Origin of the sequence: Rhizobium indicum (genome assembly GCF_005862305.2) — a bacterium.
GTDB lineage: Bacteria > Pseudomonadota > Alphaproteobacteria > Rhizobiales > Rhizobiaceae > Rhizobium > Rhizobium indicum.
This window is the reverse complement of record NZ_CP054022.1, coordinates 36423-52601: the sequence shown is the minus strand read 5'-3', so window position 1 is coordinate 52601 and position 16179 is coordinate 36423. Positions and strand designations below refer to the sequence as shown.

General features: G+C 60.7%; 14 protein-coding genes. All 14 read right to left on the bottom strand.

All coding sequences use genetic code 11. The annotated features are described in order from the left end of the window. Positions 1–595: 595 nt before the first annotated feature. Positions 596–1507 (bottom strand): protein-L-isoaspartate O-methyltransferase family protein, encoded by a 912-nt coding sequence (locus FFM53_RS24705; RefSeq protein ID WP_138330794.1) that lies wholly within the window; start codon positions 1505–1507, stop codon positions 596–598. 314 nt (positions 1508–1821) lie between these two features. Further along, positions 1822–2331, bottom strand: coding sequence for a GNAT family N-acetyltransferase (locus FFM53_RS24700; protein ID WP_138390426.1), 510 nt, complete (start codon positions 2329–2331; stop codon positions 1822–1824). A gap of 148 nt (positions 2332–2479) precedes the next feature. Then, positions 2480–3550 carry an ABC transporter ATP-binding protein gene (locus FFM53_RS24695; protein WP_138330796.1) on the bottom strand — a complete coding sequence of 357 codons (1071 nt, stop codon included), beginning with the start codon at positions 3548–3550 and terminating at the stop codon, positions 2480–2482. 20 nt (positions 3551–3570) lie between these two features. Beyond that, complete coding sequence (locus FFM53_RS24690) at positions 3571–5091, bottom strand: DUF5060 domain-containing protein (RefSeq protein WP_138390427.1); 1521 nt, start codon at positions 5089–5091, stop codon at positions 3571–3573. A 34-nt stretch (positions 5092–5125) separates the two neighbouring features. After that, positions 5126–6010, bottom strand: coding sequence for a carbohydrate ABC transporter permease (locus tag FFM53_RS24685; RefSeq protein WP_012755221.1), 885 nt, complete (start codon positions 6008–6010; stop codon positions 5126–5128). Then, positions 6007–6906, bottom strand: coding sequence for a carbohydrate ABC transporter permease (locus FFM53_RS24680; RefSeq protein WP_011649152.1), 900 nt, complete (start codon positions 6904–6906; stop codon positions 6007–6009). The genes FFM53_RS24685 and FFM53_RS24680 overlap by 4 nt, the downstream gene beginning before the upstream one ends. A gap of 93 nt (positions 6907–6999) precedes the next feature. Then, complete coding sequence (locus FFM53_RS24675) at positions 7000–8253, bottom strand: ABC transporter substrate-binding protein (protein WP_138390428.1); 1254 nt, start codon at positions 8251–8253, stop codon at positions 7000–7002. Positions 8254–8324: 71 nt separating this feature from the next. Beyond that, positions 8325–8969, bottom strand: coding sequence for a dihydroxyacetone kinase subunit DhaL (gene dhaL / locus FFM53_RS24670; RefSeq protein ID WP_138390429.1), 645 nt, complete (start codon positions 8967–8969; stop codon positions 8325–8327). Positions 8970–8972: 3 nt separating this feature from the next. Beyond that, entirely contained in the window at positions 8973–9977 is a 1005-nt protein-coding gene (locus FFM53_RS24665; RefSeq protein WP_138390430.1) for a dihydroxyacetone kinase subunit DhaK, read from the bottom strand. A 55-nt stretch (positions 9978–10032) separates the two neighbouring features. Next, positions 10033–11892 carry a D-apionate lactonase gene (gene apnL / locus FFM53_RS24660; protein ID WP_138390431.1) on the bottom strand — a complete coding sequence of 620 codons (1860 nt, stop codon included), beginning with the start codon at positions 11890–11892 and terminating at the stop codon, positions 10033–10035. Further along, entirely contained in the window at positions 11889–12923 is a 1035-nt protein-coding gene (locus tag FFM53_RS24655; RefSeq protein ID WP_138390432.1) for a Gfo/Idh/MocA family protein, read from the bottom strand. The genes apnL and FFM53_RS24655 overlap by 4 nt, the downstream gene beginning before the upstream one ends. A 1-nt stretch (position 12924) precedes the next feature. Then, positions 12925–13989: an ABC transporter permease gene (locus FFM53_RS24650; RefSeq protein WP_138330804.1), complete on the bottom strand. Its 1065-nt coding sequence runs from the start codon at positions 13987–13989 to the stop codon at positions 12925–12927. Then, positions 13986–15536, bottom strand: coding sequence for a sugar ABC transporter ATP-binding protein (locus FFM53_RS24645; protein ID WP_138390433.1), 1551 nt, complete (start codon positions 15534–15536; stop codon positions 13986–13988). The genes FFM53_RS24650 and FFM53_RS24645 overlap by 4 nt, the downstream gene beginning before the upstream one ends. Continuing rightward, positions 15533–16177 (bottom strand): DUF2291 family protein, encoded by a 645-nt coding sequence (locus tag FFM53_RS24640; RefSeq protein ID WP_138330806.1) that lies wholly within the window; start codon positions 16175–16177, stop codon positions 15533–15535. Before FFM53_RS24640 ends, FFM53_RS24645 begins: the two co-directional genes overlap by 4 nt. Positions 16178–16179: the final 2 nt, after the last annotated feature.

Genomic DNA, 16179 nt, shown 5'->3' with positions numbered 1-16179 from the left:
ATCCGGTTCTGGCGAGATGTGTCGGCATCGGGGTGTCCGAGGCCCGACGATTGGTTATCTGTGTCGCCAATTTGTGCCGCGGCGGCGCCGCCGCCTTCAGCAGTAGAGCCATGAGTGCTTGTTTCATGGGGTCGCTGGCGAGCATGGGCCAAGGCACTGCCGATCAGCTATGGTGTGGCCGCGGCCGCTTGCTGATCTTTGCCGCCGGTCTGAGCGGCGCCTTCCAGGAGGATATGTCAAATGCCCTGGTCGGATCGCGTCAGCGTCGCGGAAACAGCAGGTCTGCTGTCGGTGCACTGTATCCCGCGAATGCGGACCACAGATTTCAACAGGCCGTCGGCGCTCAATCCCGTCTCGACCTCCGCCGGCGTGGCCGTCGCTCGGATCCTTGGCGCCCTTGGTCCGATCATTAAAGATGAAGGCCGGCAAAAATTCAGCAGCAGACTTTCCGGCGTGGGAGAGGGCAGGGCGCCGGTGGCGAGCTTGCAAGGGGCTTCGAGATGGCCAAGTTCCGAGCCGGCTTTTGAGCGCGTTGCGCCATATTGCTCTCGTTCCTCGCGGAGATCAGGCAGGCGACTTTCGCGGCGCGGATGGTTCAGACGTCATCATAGCAGAGCGCCCATTGATCGCCGATATACCAGCAGCGTCCTATCCGCGGTTCCGTTTTCCAGAGCAGGCTTTTGACGAACTCGATGCCGCCGCGCCTGAATGCGGCTGTCAGCGCCTCGATCTCGTTGTCGTCGATCGACAATCCACCATTGGCGCAGACGAAGTAGGCCGCGCCGATCCAACGCGCCGCAAATCCACTCTCGCCGCGCTCAATCCGAAGTGCAGCACCGTGGGATGCATGACGGCCGCCCTTTGGCGGTCGGTCCAGGCGCGGTACGCCGAGTGGCAGCACGAGGCGCCCTCCAGGCCGAAGCCTTTCGATCCAGGGTTCCGCGGGCCGCGCGACGGCGAAATTCACATAGATCGCATCCATCTCTTGCTGCGGCCATTGGCTGCCGTCGGCGTTAATGACGCTGACATTGGCCCGATCGGCAAGCGCTGTTTGAGCGTGCGCAGCCAGATCGGGATCCATCTCGACGGCGTAGACATGACCGGAAGCGCCGACAAGCTCTGAAAGAATGGCGCTGTAATAGCCGGTGCCGGCACCGATATGGGTTATGCGATCGCCGATTTGTATGTCCAGCTCCGCCAGGAGTCGGGCATGCAGCGAGGGACTACCATTGTTGACACCCTTCTCGGACTGCAGCGCGAATAGCACGTCCTGATAGGCCAGAACCAAGTCGGAGGAGGTGAGGGGGCGATACCCGCCGCCCAGATTGGCGATCTGCCATGGCGGAGCACCGAGAAATTTTTCGCGCGGGACGGTGGCAAAGGCAGCTTCGATCCGCGGGTTCGTCGTTGCCGCGGTTGCCGCCACCTGATGGGCGTAAGCGCGGCGGATCACCGCCAGTTCGTCGGCCGTAAACATCGCAGTCGGCATGGGCAAATCTCCGGGCATGGCTTTGACCTGTTCCTTTTTTACGTCCTTGCGGCTCCAAATCCATCTTTACCCCGAATGATTGATTCATGGGGGAAGGAACTCGTGACGGAAGCTAACGCACACTTTTCTTCCATTATGGAAAACTACGTTGTTACTTCATGAGGTTAATATTCCGCAGGCGGCAAAATTTAACTTCGTCGCCGGACATCAAAGTGTAGCTGCAAAGAGGCTGCATCGGCTTGTCGGTCCCTTGCAAACAGGGGACGCTGGGCAAGGCTGAACCGGGCCGGTCCTTGGATGCCCAGCGCTCCCGCAGCGCCATCGACCAAGTTTCAGGCGTCGGGCATCGTGTGGTGCCTGGCGTCCACTCTGAAACGCTTCTTGATCCTGTCGACGGGCGTTCCATCTTGAAGCGGAACCTGGACCAGCCGGTCATAGGTCTCGAAGCCCATCTTTGTGTAATAGCCAAGGCCGCTGACATTGTCGGCCCGAATGGTCGCATTGATGAATTCGAGCCCGAACTCCTCCGCTGCGGCTCGGGTTGCGGGGAAGAGAGCGCTGCCGACGCCTGGGGTTCTTGGGTTCAAGCGGGCAAAGGTCGCGATGTCGGCAACGCCTTTCGGCGGGTCGCCGTATAAGCTGAGCGATTGAAAGCCGACGAGCGACTGATCGTGCTCTGCAACATGGCAGGTAAGAGGAAACTCGCCGTCGATGAACCAGTCCGCGAACTCGGCAGCCGAAAGCGGCGTCTCGAGTGCGGTGGTTCCGCCGGCAAGGATGATTTCGTTCAAAAGACTGCTCAGCTCCTCCGCGTCGGCGGAGAGGGCTCTTCGAATGTGCATGTCTTGGCTACCTCGTCTTGGAAGAACAGCCTATCGGCGAGATCAGAGATTACAAGTCACCAATTCGCTCCGAAGACGAGGAATCATCAAGAACTCCATGCCGTCAAATTCCGGTTCCGCGTTCGACGGACCTGCTGACGCGCCTTGTTCAGGCGTTCAGGCGCTGCTGCGTCTGCCGATCGAAGAAGTGAACCTTGGCCGTTTCGAAAGAAAGCTTTACCGGCTGTTCCGGCACCAGCTCGACACGTTCGCGAACGACCCATGTCAGCTCCCTGCCTTCGAGTTCCACGGCGACATGGGTTTCCGATCCCGTGGGTTCGACCACCTTGACCACGGCATCCACACCGTTTTCGCCACCGAAGGTGATGTCTTCGGGACGGATACCCAGCGTCAGCGGTCTGTTGGCGGAATTGGCTGGAGCCCGCGAAAGCGCTACGCGTGACCCACCCGGCAGCGACAATGCCGGCTTGCCTGCGCCCTCAAGAGTTCCCTCGAGAAAGTTCATCGCGGGGGAACCGAGGAAGCCGGCGACAAACATATTGCGCGGTCGGTCGTAGAGCTCGAGCGGACTGCCGATCTGTTCGACGCGACCGCCGTGGAGCACGACGATCTTGTCAGCCATGGTCATGGCCTCGATCTGGTCGTGGGTGACGTAAACGATCGTGGTCTTCAGGCGCTGGTGCAGAGCCTTGATCTCCGCTCTCATCTTCACGCGCAGTTTCGCATCCAGATTGGAGAGCGGCTCGTCGAAGAGAAAGACTTTCGGATCGCGAACGATGGCCCGGCCCATGGCGACGCGCTGTCGCTGTCCGCCCGACAGCTGAGCCGGCTTTCGATCGAGAAGCGGCTGCAATCCGAGAATTGCCGCAGCCTCACCGACCTTCTGTTCTATTTCCGGCCGCTTGGCCCCGGCGAGCTCGAGCGCAAATCCCATGTTCTGGGAGACCGTCATCTGCGGGTACAACGCATAGTTCTGGAAGACCATCGCGATATCGCGATCCTTCGGCTGCAGATTGTTCACGACCCGGCCGTCAATGCTGATTTGACCGGCGGTGATATCCTCGAGCCCGGCAATCATGCGCAGCAATGTCGACTTGCCGCAGCCGGAGGGGCCGACGAGAATGGTGAATTCACCGTCGGCGATCTCGACGTCGACACCATGAATGATATCGACCGGGCCGAAGGATTTCTTGACGTTTCTGATGCTCAAGCCAGACATTTCGTACCCCTTGTCATCTTCTAGAGCTTCCTGCGCACGCGCAGCGCCTGGTACGGCTTGCGCGGAATTTTCACGCCGAAGGCAGCGTCCGGCTTGCCGCCGCGCACGACCGAGCCATGGCGCGTCGGATGCGGAACGGGAGCCGCCACCTTCTCCACCGGCGTGATCGTCATCTCCCATGTGTCGATGAGATCGACATCATAATAGTCACCGTCCACGGGCAGGCCCGTGGACCAGATCACCGGCTGATGCTCGCCGAAATAGATCAGGCGGAAATCGCCGTCGCCGTCGCGCGCGCCCGACACGCGAGACCAGGGCCATTCGCCGATGATGCCCAGCGGCTCGAGGCCGTGCTTGACATCGGCTTCCAGAAGGTCGCGGAGGAAGGCGATGCGCTTCCACGCTTCGCCGCGCAGTTCCCCGCCTTTGGCCCACCAAATCAGGTCCTCGGGATGAGAATAGGTTTCGCCATGCCCGGCATAGCCGCCGCGCGCCATGGTGATCCAGAAGCGATGCACGAGCTCCTGCGCATTGAGGTTGCCCCATGACTGCAGGATGTCGCCCTCATATTCGGGCTCGTCGTTGACGACAGGCTTGCCGTAGGCATCGCGCCATTCCTGCGTCCGCTTGACGTCAGGGTTTTGAATGCAGGTGTGCGTCACCCACGGCTTGCGATGATCGAAATTCGCCGTCACGTCGCCATTATGGATGGAGCGCAGGTGCTGGTAGGGGTCGTTCTCTTCCAGGATGTGGAAGTAGCGATCCCACTGCTCCATCGGCTTTGTATCGATGAGGAAATCATATTCATTGGCAAGCGACCACCAGACGTTCCGGTAGGCGGCGAGACGAGCGGCCAGATATTCGACATAGCGAAAATCCTGTTCGGCCGACATGTCGGCATAACCCCACCGGTCATAGGGGTGGAAAATGATAATATCCGCTTCGATCCCCAATTCGCAGAGGGCTGCGACCTGCTTCTCGAAGTGCTGGAACGAGGCGGGGTTCGGACGATCGAAGTCTTCCTTCCCGTCCGCTCCGCGTTCGAAGGAGGCGTGCAGCGGCTCGTTGACGTTGTAGGGATAGTCCTTCGGAAACACGCCCATCCGCATCTTGTTGAAACGGGCTTTCTTGAGGGTTTCGAGGGTCTGCTTCTGCATGTCGAGCGGCTGGTGCGTCCAAGCGTAGCAGGTCGTTCCGAAGGACAGGAACGGGGTTCCGTCGGCATAGGCGAAGTGGAATTTGTTGCGCACGCGCACCGGGCCGTGATTGCCGGCCAAGGGCTCGGTCGCGATCAATGCGCCGGCCTTGCCGTCGAGTGCGGCAGTCTTGGAGCGGGTCAGAAACGACCACTCGCCTTCTATGTCCGGCATGAAGCGGATACGGTAGGTCCCGTCGCCGTCATAGAAGCCCGGCACGCGGACTTCGCGGCTCTTATGGGTGAACACGGCATCGAATGCCACGTCGAGATAGGGATTGTCGCTGGAGGGTCCATCAAAGGAGGCCTCGAACACGCCCCATTTTTCGACTGTTGCATCAGACATAGAATATTCTCCTCGTGGAATGCTATTCGTGGCCCTAGCCTTTGACGGCGCCGGAGGTCAGGCCAGAGACGAAATAACGCTGGAAGATGAGATAGACGATCGTCGCCGGCAGGACGGTCATCACGATGGCCGCATTGAGCTGGCCGTAATTGCTCGAGAACTGCCCCTGAAACGACATCAGGCCGAGCGGCAAGGTCCACATGTGCTGATCCTGGAGCAGCACCAGCGCCATGGCGAATTCGTTCCAGGTGGAGACGAAGTCGAGGATGAGCAGTGCGGCGAGCACGGGCAGGCACACCGGCAGAAAGATCCGTCTGAAGATGATGAAGTGGCTGGCACCGTCGATCAGCGCTGCTTCCGACAGCTCCTTGGGGATGCTCTTGAAGAAGCCGTGCAGGATGAAAACCTGATAGGGAACGCCGAAGGCGATGTAGGGAAGGATGACGCCGGGGTAGGTGTCGATCAGGCCGAGTGAATTCACCAGGGTGAAGAGCGGCGCAAGCATCACCTGGAAGGGGATCATCGTGCCGAACACCACAAGCAGCAGCAGGGCCTTGGTGATTTTCAGCTTGATCTTGGCCAAGGCATAGGCAGCCATCGCCGAAAGGAACAGCCCGAGCGGCACCTTGATGACGGTGATGATGACGCTGTTGAAGAAGGAGTTTGCGAAGTTGCCGCGGCTCCATGCGGCGCTGTAGTTTTCGAAAGCGAGCTCGGTTGGCGGCACGAAGGCGCCCGTACCTGTCACCGCCGCCGGCGTCTTCAAGGAGGTGAAGACGATGAAGACGAATGGCGCGACCCAGACGAGCGCCACGATAACAAGCGTGATCCAGAGGCCGATCAGAATCGGATCCCGCTTCATCGACGATGGTTCGACCTGCAGATGCACTGCGGTCTGGTCGGTCGGTACTGCTGTCACGATTCAACCTCCTCGTGCTTCTGGGTCCATTTGAGATAGGGAATGACGACGGCCATGGTGATCAGCAGCAGCACGACCGAAATCGCCGCGCCTCGTCCGAAATCGAAGATCTGCATCGCCTGCGTGAATGCCCAGAGCGCCAGCATCTGAGTGGACTGCGCCGGCCCGCCGCCGGTCAGGCCGTAGACGATGTCGAAGGCCTTCAAGGAGGAGATAACGGAAAGAACGAGAACGATCGTGATCGTCGGGCGCAAGGCCGGCAATGTCACATGCTTGAACACCGCCCAGCGGCCGGCGCCATCGATGCGGGCGGCCTCGACGAGTGTCTGGGAGACGTTCTGCAGGCCCGCCAGGAACAGGACCATCGAGAAGCCGACCGTCTGCCAGAGATAGGCGACGAAGACCGAATAAAGGGCGATATCCCGGTTGCCCAGCCAGTCATTGATCCAGCCTTGCATGCCCCACGAGGTGAGCAACTGGCTGAAAAGGCCGAAGAACGGATCGTACATCCACTTCCACATGGTGGCCACCGCGATCGGCGCGATGATGACAGGCAGATAGAAGATGGCCCTGAGGCCATTTCGGCCGAATATCTTCTGGTTGAGGCTGAGCGCCAGCAGCAGTCCGACCATCGGCGGGAAGATCAGGCTCATCAAGGTCCAGATCACCGTGTTGCGAAAGGCAACCCAGAACACAGGATCTCTTGTGAAAATCGCCTGGTAGTTCGCAATCCCCACGAATTGTCGATTGGGATCGAGCCCGTTCCATTTCTGAAAGCTCAGGATCACGACGTTGAGCATCGGGTAGAGCGCGAAGACCGCGTAAATCGCGAGTGCTGGCACGAGCAGGATGAGCGCTTGTACGCGCGGATCATGTGTCGATTGTCGAAGTGACATGCTTTCCTCCTGGCAGTGAAGCGGCTGCCAGCTGATGAAAGAATGTGCCGGTCGATCGACAGCTGGGTCGATCGACTGGCACCTCGGGAGGAATCAGGTTCGGCTTGCGATGAAGCTCTGCAGTTGCTTGGCGGCATCGGCCGGCTCGGTGTTGCCGGAAGCAACATCGTTGATGACCCGGAAGTACTCCGTCGTGACGTCGAGCGGGAACGCCTGGTCGCCGTTCATGTACACTTTGCCGTATTTCTGGAAGATCCCCAGCCATTCCGCCTCGAGCGGCTTCTGGTTGGCATATTGTACGTTCTTGTTGACGGAGGTCGAACTCAGCTGGCCGAGCAGGTCCTGCTGGACTTTCGTCGAGAGGAAGTAGTCGAGGAACTTCGCCGCTACGTCAGGGCTCTTGCTCTTGGTGCTGATGTAATTGTACTCGGCGAAACCGTAGAGACGATCGGTGTTGGTCGGGAAGGGGAAAATGCCGTAGTCGTCGAGATTAGCGCCGGAGCCGTCGAGCTGGCTGACCAGCCAGTCGCCTTCGAGCATCATCGCCGCACGGCCTGCGGTGAAGAGGCTATAGGACTGTTTGTTGTCGATGCCCATGAACGGCTGCAGCGTATAGTCCTTCGTCCACTTCGCAAACTCCGCGAAGGATTCCGTCGCACAGGGTTCCTTGGTCCAGTCCAGCGTCATCGCCTTCAGTGCATCGTGTTTCTCAGCACCGCACTTCGTTTCAAGGATGACGTCCATGAGGCGCATGACGTGCCAGTTGACCGTGCCGCCGAAGGTGAAGGCAGGGATGCCGGCAGCCTTCAGCTTATCGGCCGCGGCAAGGAATTCCTCGTAGGTCTTGGGCTCTTCCTTGATGCCGGCCTGTTCGAAAAGCTTCTTGTTGTAATAGACGGCCTCACCCTTGAAGGTGAAGGGGACGCCGTGTTTGCCGCCGGGATAGAGGTCGGCAAAAGCCGCTGCCGAGGGCAGCAATTCGTCGTTCCACTTATACTCGGCATAGTATTTGTCGAGGGGTAGGGACAGACCGGCCTTCACATATTCACCACCGAGACCGAGGCCGGCCCAGCTGAAATAAATATCGGGTCCCTTGTCGGAGCCAGCAGCGACACGCAAGGCGGTCTTGTGCTCGTCGACGGCGCGCTGAACGATCTCGACATGCGTCCCGGGGTTTGCCGCTTCGAAGTCCGTCGCCACCTTCTTCAGGGCCGTATTGGCGGCATTGTTGTCGAAGTTGAGGGTCCAGAGCGTGATGTCTTCAGCAAGAACCGGCGTGGCCGATAGTGACGCCACGGCGATCGCAACGATGCTCGCGGTCTTCAATTTCGCAGAAAGGGTCAGCATTACCGTCCTCCTCTTGTAAAGCCGGGCCCCTTGTTGCAGATAGTCATTGACATGTCAACTGGTATGATGAGCTAACCATCGTGATGTTGGGCAAATTTGGCCATCGCGGCGATGATGATGACGGCCGAGGCGGCGCCGGGATCGATGTGCCCGATCACACGGTCCCCCAATCGCGAAGCCCGTCCCTTGGCCGCCGTCATGCTGCTGGTCGCTTCGCAGCCCGCGCGCGCTGCCCGCTCGGCCGTCTCGAAGCATTGGGGGAGGGGCTTTCCCGACTGACGGGCATCGAGAGCTGCGTCAGCCGCGGGTTTCCAGGCGTCAACCATCGTCTTTTCACCGGGTTCGGCCTTTCCGCGTTCCTGGATTCCCTGCGCCATTGCCGCAAAGACGCTGAGGAAGTCGTCATCGCTCAATGTCTGCTTGTCTTTGGCGGCTGCTCCGGCGCGCATGAAGGCCGTGGCGTAGAGCGGGCCGGACGAAGCGCCGACCGCATTCAGGAATGCCTTAGCCGCGACGTTGAATGCGGTTGTTGGGGCAATTCCGGCGTCAAGTTCGCCGACCGCCTTCGCCGCGGCCTGGCAGCCTGCATCCATGGCAAGGCCGTGATCTCCATCGCCGATGGCACCGTCCAGCTCGCAAAGATGATCTCGTTCCGCCGCGATATCCTCGGCAATCCCGGCAAACAAACGCTGCAGGTCTTCGGTGGTAAACGTCATCGATTACCTCGCAAACATCGCGCAATCACAGGGGTGGTCGATCAATCGCTGAAGTTCGTCGTCGAGATGCATGATCGTGATCGACGCGCCTGCCATTTCGAGAGAGGTGCAGTAGTTTCCGACAAGCGATGTATGGATGACGAGCCCGGCATCGTCGAGCCGGGACTTCACGCGCCGCATCATGATGTAGAGTTCCATCATCGGCGTCGAACCCAGCGAATTGACGAGCACAGCGACACGATCGCCCCGGTCTGCTTTCATTTCGCGAAGAATGCGGTCCATGAGTTCGTCGGTCACCGCGTCGGCCGGCCTCAGCGGCTCGCGCGCCACGCCAGGCTCCCCATGGATACCCATTCCGATCTCCATCTCGCCTTCGCCGATCAGGAAGTTTGGTCGGAGGGTCTGGGGCAGCGAACAGGGCGAAATCGCGACACCCATCGTATAGGTTCGCGCATTGGCATGGCGGGCGACACGCTCGACATCGTCAAAGGAATAGAGAAGATCGCAGGCCGCGCCGGCAGCCTTGAAGATGAAGACGTTGCCCGCCACGCCTCGTCGCTTGTCCCTCTGATCGGCAGGGGCAGACGCCACGTCATCCGTGGTGAGCACCGTGCGTACCTCGATCTCGTCAAGCGCAAGCATCTCGGCAGCCATGTCGAAGTTCATCACGTCGCCGGCATAATTGCCATACATGAACAGGACACCGGCGCCGCCGTCGACCGCCATGGCGCAGGCGACGATCGGATCGGGCGGCGGCGAGGCGAAGACGTTGCCGATCGCGGCCGCGTCTGCGAGGCCTTTGCCGACAAACCCCAGAAATGTCGGTTCGTGCCCGGATCCACCGCCGATGACCAGCCCGACCTTGCCCCTGCGCGGCCCGTTTCTGGCAATGATCGCGCGGGGCATGTCCTCCACGGCGTACAGGTGGCGCGGATGCGCCGCCAACACCCCTTGCAGCATCTCATCGACGGCATCTGCGCCGGCATTGATAAGCTTCTTCGTCTTCATGCAATCCTCCACGGAACGAACTCCGATTGCATAGATGCGGCTGGCGCGTGGGACGTCAATCCGCCAGCGGCAATGCTGCGGTCGCAAACGGCGCGAGCAGCAACTCTTTGCCCGCATCTGCCGGCCCGCATGCGCCGCAATCGACCTTTCGTTCTTCGCTCGTCAGATTGACGACGTAAAGCCTGGCGCCTGTAGTATCCCTTGCAACGAAAGACAGGACCTCGGAGGGAGAGGAGGAGACGCATTCCCGCCAGGTTGCACCAGCCAATTGACACAGTGTCCGCACGGTATCGAACAGCGGACGACGCCCCCCCGGTTCGATCGGTTCCCCCGGACCAGCGATCAGGCCGAACGGACCGGTCAAGGCTGATAACGTCAGGCATTCCAGATCGGCATCCAGCACTCGTATTGCATATCCGAACGCGAAGGCCTGTCCGAAGCGTCCATTATGGCGCGGGTCACGATTGGCCATCGGGATGCGTGCGCTCACAGGATTGTCCATCGTGCGGCTGCCATAGGGGTTCTGCCGCATCGGGATGGTCGACGGGCCGATCCGGTAGGGTTTGTCGCCGTAGATCGCACGCACCGACCGCGTGATGAAGGGCAGCGCTTCTAATGTCTGCATGATGCTGAGATCGTCGGCAGCATGCACGATCGGGTTGGTGCAGTGGCTGACGAAGTCGAGCTGTCCATCGGGGACGCGCTTCCGGTTGAGTTCGGTGAAATAGCTCAGCATGCCGCCGCCGATGCGAATGCCGGGAAAGGCGGCGCGGGCGGCGGTATAGACTTCATCCAGCGGCGGGCATTCCGGCCATGTGCTGCCGGGCGGCGTCGATTGCCGGTCGACGGATGGCGATATCATGATCGCATCGGGCCTGAATTCCGCGAGCTGCATCTGGCGGGCAATCTCGGAGGTCTCGCTCGCCGGGACCGATTTGCAGGCAAGGGCGATCTCCAGCGTCGAGCGGCCGCGATGGAGTGTGGCGATCGCAGCAAACCGCCTGAACGCCTCGACGCCGTGCCCGGCATCGGGATCGAAATGGAAGAGGAGTTCCTGGGGAGCGATCTCCGTCAGGACGGACTTTGCCGAGAGGCTCGCATCGGCCTCTTCGGGTGTAATGATCACGCCGATATCAGGCATGGTGCCGGTGCAGGACCCAAGTTCAAGTTTTATGGCGCCGCCTGACACCCCAGGAGAATGCCGTGTCGAGCCGCCGATATCCCTGATAACAAGCGACGTTTTCTGCCGGACAGGCTGATTGGCGGCAATCTGGTAGGGCCAGGGCAGGGCGAGCGGCCTGACATAGGTCTTATAGGATGCGTCCGACCAGTTCCTCTGATCTTCCATTTCAAAAGTGTCGCCCTCCATCCGGCATTCCGCCTGAACGTCAGGCATGACCGCGTGGGTGATGGCGCGCATGTCCTTGAAAGGCTGCCAGGGCTCGATGACATCGGGAAACTGCGTTGCCACTATCCGGCCGTCGACATGCTCGACCGTTGCCGGCGAGCCCGCCACGCCGACAATCGGATGCAGGATGCAGAAGCCGCAGCGATTGGTCTCGAAGCCGGTCTCCGTGATGGCTTCGGCCTCGAAGTCGAGCCGGTCCGCGCTTCCGGTGATGCGAACGTCAATGGCAAGCCTCGTATCATCCGGTCCTTCGCAGCGGGCCCGATAGGCGACCGCGAAACGATCGTCACTCTGCTCGATCCGGAGATCAACAATTTCAGGGCTGTAGGTGCCCCAGTCCCGGTCGCGAACGAGGTATGAAATCGCTCGCAGCACCTCGGTCCCATCGTAGCGGATGGTGCGGAGGTTGCCATTGGTGAGATCGGCTTCCAGTTTTCCGGCTCTCAGCCGAACCGGCGGCGTTTCGACGAGGCGAGTGCCGTAGAGCTGGAACGCATCGACCGTCATCGCAGCATCGCTCCGACATCGATCGTCTGTCCCCTGACCGCACTGTCATAAGCGGCCTCGACGAGCGCGAAAGTCTTCAGATTGTCGGCCCCTGATGTCGAGTGCTCCGCGCCGCGCTCCAACTTATCAACCCAATGCTGCTGGATCGCGTAGACGCTCTCCTGGATATTGTGCCAGGGCCGCGAGGCCCATGACAGCAGCTTCGGCGATACGTCAGTGGTGATGGTGCCCCTGGCGTTGGTGATTTCCAGGCGGTAACCCTGGGTCAGACGGATCGTGCCCTCAGAACCGTCGAGCTCGATCAAGGTCTCGGGGAATGGCTCCCTGGAAAGCCTGGTGGCGTAGCTGACGTCGACGACCGATGTGGCGCCGTTTTCATGATCGAGCAGAATGGTCGCGACATCCTCGCCCTTGATTCCGGGATTGACCCGCTTGGTGCGGGCCGTGAGCGAGCGAACGTCGCCTAGGATATAGCGGGCGATGTCGAGCGTATGGATGCCGAGGTCTTCAATGATGAACCGCTCGCCCTCGGCCAGATAGGGCTGGCCGGAAAATACGTCGTAGGCCGAACGGAAGGAGAAGCGCCCCCAGAAGGGCGTGCCGATGCCATCCTCCTCGAGCGCCTTCCGCACCGCCTGGATCGGCGTCTGCCAGCGAAAGTTCTCGTGCACCATCAGCGGTATGCCGGCATTGCGACACGCCTCGACCATCGCCTTCGCGTCCGACAAGGTTTTGGCGAACGGCTTCTGGCAGATGGCCGGCACCTTGTTCCGAGCCGCCATTTCGACGAGGGTGCGGTGGCTTTGGACAGTCGTGGCAATATCGACGAAATCAAAACCGCCATCGGCGAACAACGCCTCGGCATCGCTATAGCGGCGATCGATGCCGAACTGATCGCCGACGATCTTCAGCCGTTCCGGGTCGCGGTCGCAGATCGCGACGACGCGGGCACCCCGAACGTCATTCCAGGCGTGCATCTGGTTGACCGCAAAGAAACCGCAACCGATCAAAGCCCCTTTCAATTCCGTCATCTCAACCTGCCTTTGCCATCTGCATGAGGGTAACGCGCTGCTGCAGGCGGCGCTGGGCCTGGTCGACGACGACAGCAATGATGATGACGAGGCCCTTGATGACCATCTGCCAGAAGGAGGAAACGCCCATCATCACCAATCCGTCGGAGAGGATGCCGATGACGAAGGCGCCGATGATCGTGCCGCCGATCGTGCCGCGTCCGCCCGACATCGAGGTGCCGCCAAGCACGGCTGCGGCAATCGCATTGAGTTCGAAACTTTCACCGGTCGCCGGATGGGCTGCCATCAGTTCGGAGGAGATGATGACGCCGACGATGGCGGCGCAAAGTCCGGAGAACATGTAGACGAAGATCTTCACGACATCGACCCGGATACCGGACATGCGCGCGGCCCGCTCATTGCCGCCGACGGCGAAGATGTGACGGCCGATCGGCGTCGAGCGGGCGACATAGGCGGCCAGCAGCGCAAGCACGATCAGAATCCAGATCGATACCGGCAGACCGAGGATGCGCCCCGCGCCGAAGAAATCGAAGCCGGTCGTGGCATATTCAGGCCGGCCGACAAGGTTCGGAAACGTCTGGCCGTCCGACGACAGCAAAGCGAGGCCGCGGGCGATATAGAGCGTGCCGAGTGTGGCAATGAAGGGCGCGACGTTGAGCTTGGTGATCAGCAGGCCGTTGATCAGACCGATAAGCAAGCCGATCGACAAGGTGATCAGCACGATCTCGAAGAGATTAAAAAAGATCGTGTAGCCGATCGGCAATTCGATGCCGTAAAGGATCAGGCCGCCGGCGACCATGCCGCAAAGCCCGACGATCGATCCGACCGAGAGATCGATGCCGCCGGTGATGATGACGAAGGTCATGCCCATCGCCAGGAAGGCGTTCAGCGCCACATGCTTCGACATCAGGATCATGTTCGCCGTCGAGGTGAAGTTCGGGGCGAAGATCGCAAAGAAGATGATGACCGCGAATAGCGCGATGAACGTCCTGAGCTTCATCAGCGTCAGAAGCGCCGAGCCGTTGGCGCCCTTCGGCGCAAGAGTGGTTGATGTAGCCGCCATCATGACGCGAGTTTCCCTTGATGTCCGTGTCCCTTGGCCGAAGCCGCGATAATGGCTTCTTCCGTGGCCTCGTTGCGGTCGAAGACGGCGATCAGCTGGCCGTTGCTCAAGACCGCGATGCGATCGGAAAGCGCCATGACCTCTTCGAGGTCGGAAGTCGAAAACAGAATGGCGAGCCCGTTTGCCGCCAGCCGCCGCATGGTGCGAAAGACGTCGGCCTTGGCACCGACATCGATGCCACGGCTCGGCTCGTCCATCAGAAGCACCTTCGGATTAGTCATCAACGCCTTACCGATGACGACCTTCTGCTGGTTGCCGCCCGACATCGAGGTCACCTCGAAATCCGGGTTCGGCGCCTTGATCGAAAGATCGCGGATTGCATCGCGAATGGCACTCTTCTCCGCACCCCTGTCGATATGGAAGAGCCGGGTGAAGCGGCCAAGACTCGCCAGCGTCAGGTTGGAGGCGATCGAGAGCACCTGGACGAGACCTTCCCGCTGCCGATCTTCCGGAATGAGCGCAAGGCCACGGCGGATGCGCCGCGTGGTGTCGCGGGCGCGAACATGCTTGCCGTCGATGAAGATCTTGCCGGTCGAGTGTGTGTGCCGCCCGATCACGCATTCGAAGAATTCGCTGCGCCCGGCCCCCATCAGGCCGTAGATGCCGAGGATTTCACCTGCCCTGACCGACAGCGAGACATCGTTGACAGAAAGCCCACCCGTCGGCCGCGGCAGACTGATGTTTTCGGCGCGAAAGACCTCGGCTCCGACGGCGTGGTCCACGGATTTTGCAAAATCCTTGGCATCCGAGCCGATCATGGAGCGCACGATCCAGCGCGTGTCGATGTCGCGGACCATCGCCTCGCCGGTGACCTGGCCGTCACGCAGCACCGTGATGTAATCGCCGATCCGCATCAGCTCTTCGAGCCGGTGCGAGATATAGACGATTGCCACACCCTGGGCCTTCAGTTCCGCGATCACCTTGAACAGGATCTCGACTTCGGCTGCCGAAAGCGCCGACGTCGGCTCGTCCATGATCAGGATCCGGGCATTCAACGACATCGCCTTGGCGATCTCGACGAGCTGCTGCTGGCCGATCGGCAAATCCTCGACCATCGTGCCGGCCTCGATGCCGGCATCGAGACGCTTCAAAAACGCATTGGCCTTTTGCACTTGTGCCTTGTGATCGATGCCGAGGATGCCGCGTGTGATCTCACGCGTGGTGAAGATATTCTCAGCGACCGACATGTTGGCGAAGAGATTGAGTTCCTGGAAGATCATGCCGATGCCGTGCGCCTGCGCGTGCGCCGGGCTGTCGAAGGATATGGGCTTGCCGTCCAGAATGATGCGGCCGAGCGTTGGACGTTCGACACCGGCGATGATCTTCATCAGCGTCGACTTGCCTGCACCGTTTTCGCCGACAAGGACGTTCACTGCGCCGCGGCGAAGCTCGAGATTGGCGCGCTTGACGGCGACGATGCCAGAATAGACCTTCGACACCTCGTCGAGGCGCAGGATGATGTCGTCCTTTTGTGCCTCTCCCGTGGTCATGGGCCGACCTTCAGTTCCGAGGGCGTGACGAGCGGCAGCTCGCCGCTTTTCGGCAGCGGAAAAGCGCCGATCGCGGTCACCGTCTTGCCGGCGAGGCCCTCACGCGGGATGGCGGAGAGAAAGGTGGTATTGGCCTTCTCGTTGAAGGCTTTGCCGAACTGCGCCCATTCGATCTGGTTCTTGAATTCGTTGAAATTGACGAACTCCAACGTGTCGCGCAGCGCCGTGCCGCGCAGCGCCGGGCCGATCTGGACCTTGGCGTCGGCCTTGCCGTCGCCATCGGCGTCGACATCGAGCGTTGCCGCGCGCGAGCCTGTATCGGCCGCGACAACCTTGCCGGTGATCTTCACCGCATAGGTCCATGGCGAGCTGCTCTGCTTGCGGGGATTACCGTATTTCTCGCCTGCGGCGTCGGGGCTGGAGGCTGCCAGTTGCATGACGTCCTTGAGGTCGCCGGCGCGCTTTTCGAAATAGGGCACTGCCTCGGACTGCCAGATTGCCTCGACCTTGGCATTCGGATCGAAGGCGGTCTTGGCCGCTGCCGCCGCCTTTTCCTCAGCCGTCGGCGTCTTGATGATCTTGCAACCGGGCAAGGCGGCCGCCACGACGGCAGCGAGCAGGGCGCCCTTCACTCTCAACATGC

Excerpts from the sequence above, each read along its gene's own strand:
- FFM53_RS24700 (WP_138390426.1), bottom strand. The coding sequence starts at position 2,331 with ATGCACATTCGAAGAGCCCTCTCCGCCGACGCGGAGGAGCTGAGCAGT.
- FFM53_RS24645 (WP_138390433.1), bottom strand. The coding sequence starts at position 15,536 with ATGACCACGGGAGAGGCACAAAAGGACGACATCATCCTGCGCCTCGAC.
- FFM53_RS24640 (WP_138330806.1), bottom strand. The coding sequence starts at position 16,177 with ATGTTGAGAGTGAAGGGCGCCCTGCTCGCTGCCGTCGTGGCGGCCGCC.
- FFM53_RS24650 (WP_138330804.1), bottom strand. The coding sequence starts at position 13,989 with ATGATGGCGGCTACATCAACCACTCTTGCGCCGAAGGGCGCCAACGGC.
- FFM53_RS24680 (WP_011649152.1), bottom strand. The coding sequence starts at position 6,906 with ATGTCACTTCGACAATCGACACATGATCCGCGCGTACAAGCGCTCATC.
- FFM53_RS24675 (WP_138390428.1), bottom strand. The coding sequence starts at position 8,253 with ATGCTGACCCTTTCTGCGAAATTGAAGACCGCGAGCATCGTTGCGATC.
- FFM53_RS24665 (WP_138390430.1), bottom strand. The coding sequence starts at position 9,977 with ATGAAGACGAAGAAGCTTATCAATGCCGGCGCAGATGCCGTCGATGAG.
- FFM53_RS24655 (WP_138390432.1), bottom strand. The coding sequence starts at position 12,923 with ATGACGGAATTGAAAGGGGCTTTGATCGGTTGCGGTTTCTTTGCGGTC.
- dhaL (WP_138390429.1), bottom strand. The coding sequence starts at position 8,969 with ATGACGTTTACCACCGAAGACCTGCAGCGTTTGTTTGCCGGGATTGCC.
- FFM53_RS24705 (WP_138330794.1), bottom strand. The coding sequence starts at position 1,507 with ATGCCCGGAGATTTGCCCATGCCGACTGCGATGTTTACGGCCGACGAA.
- apnL (WP_138390431.1), bottom strand. The coding sequence starts at position 11,892 with ATGACGGTCGATGCGTTCCAGCTCTACGGCACTCGCCTCGTCGAAACG.
- FFM53_RS24690 (WP_138390427.1), bottom strand. The coding sequence starts at position 5,091 with ATGTCTGATGCAACAGTCGAAAAATGGGGCGTGTTCGAGGCCTCCTTT.
- FFM53_RS24695 (WP_138330796.1), bottom strand. The coding sequence starts at position 3,550 with ATGTCTGGCTTGAGCATCAGAAACGTCAAGAAATCCTTCGGCCCGGTC.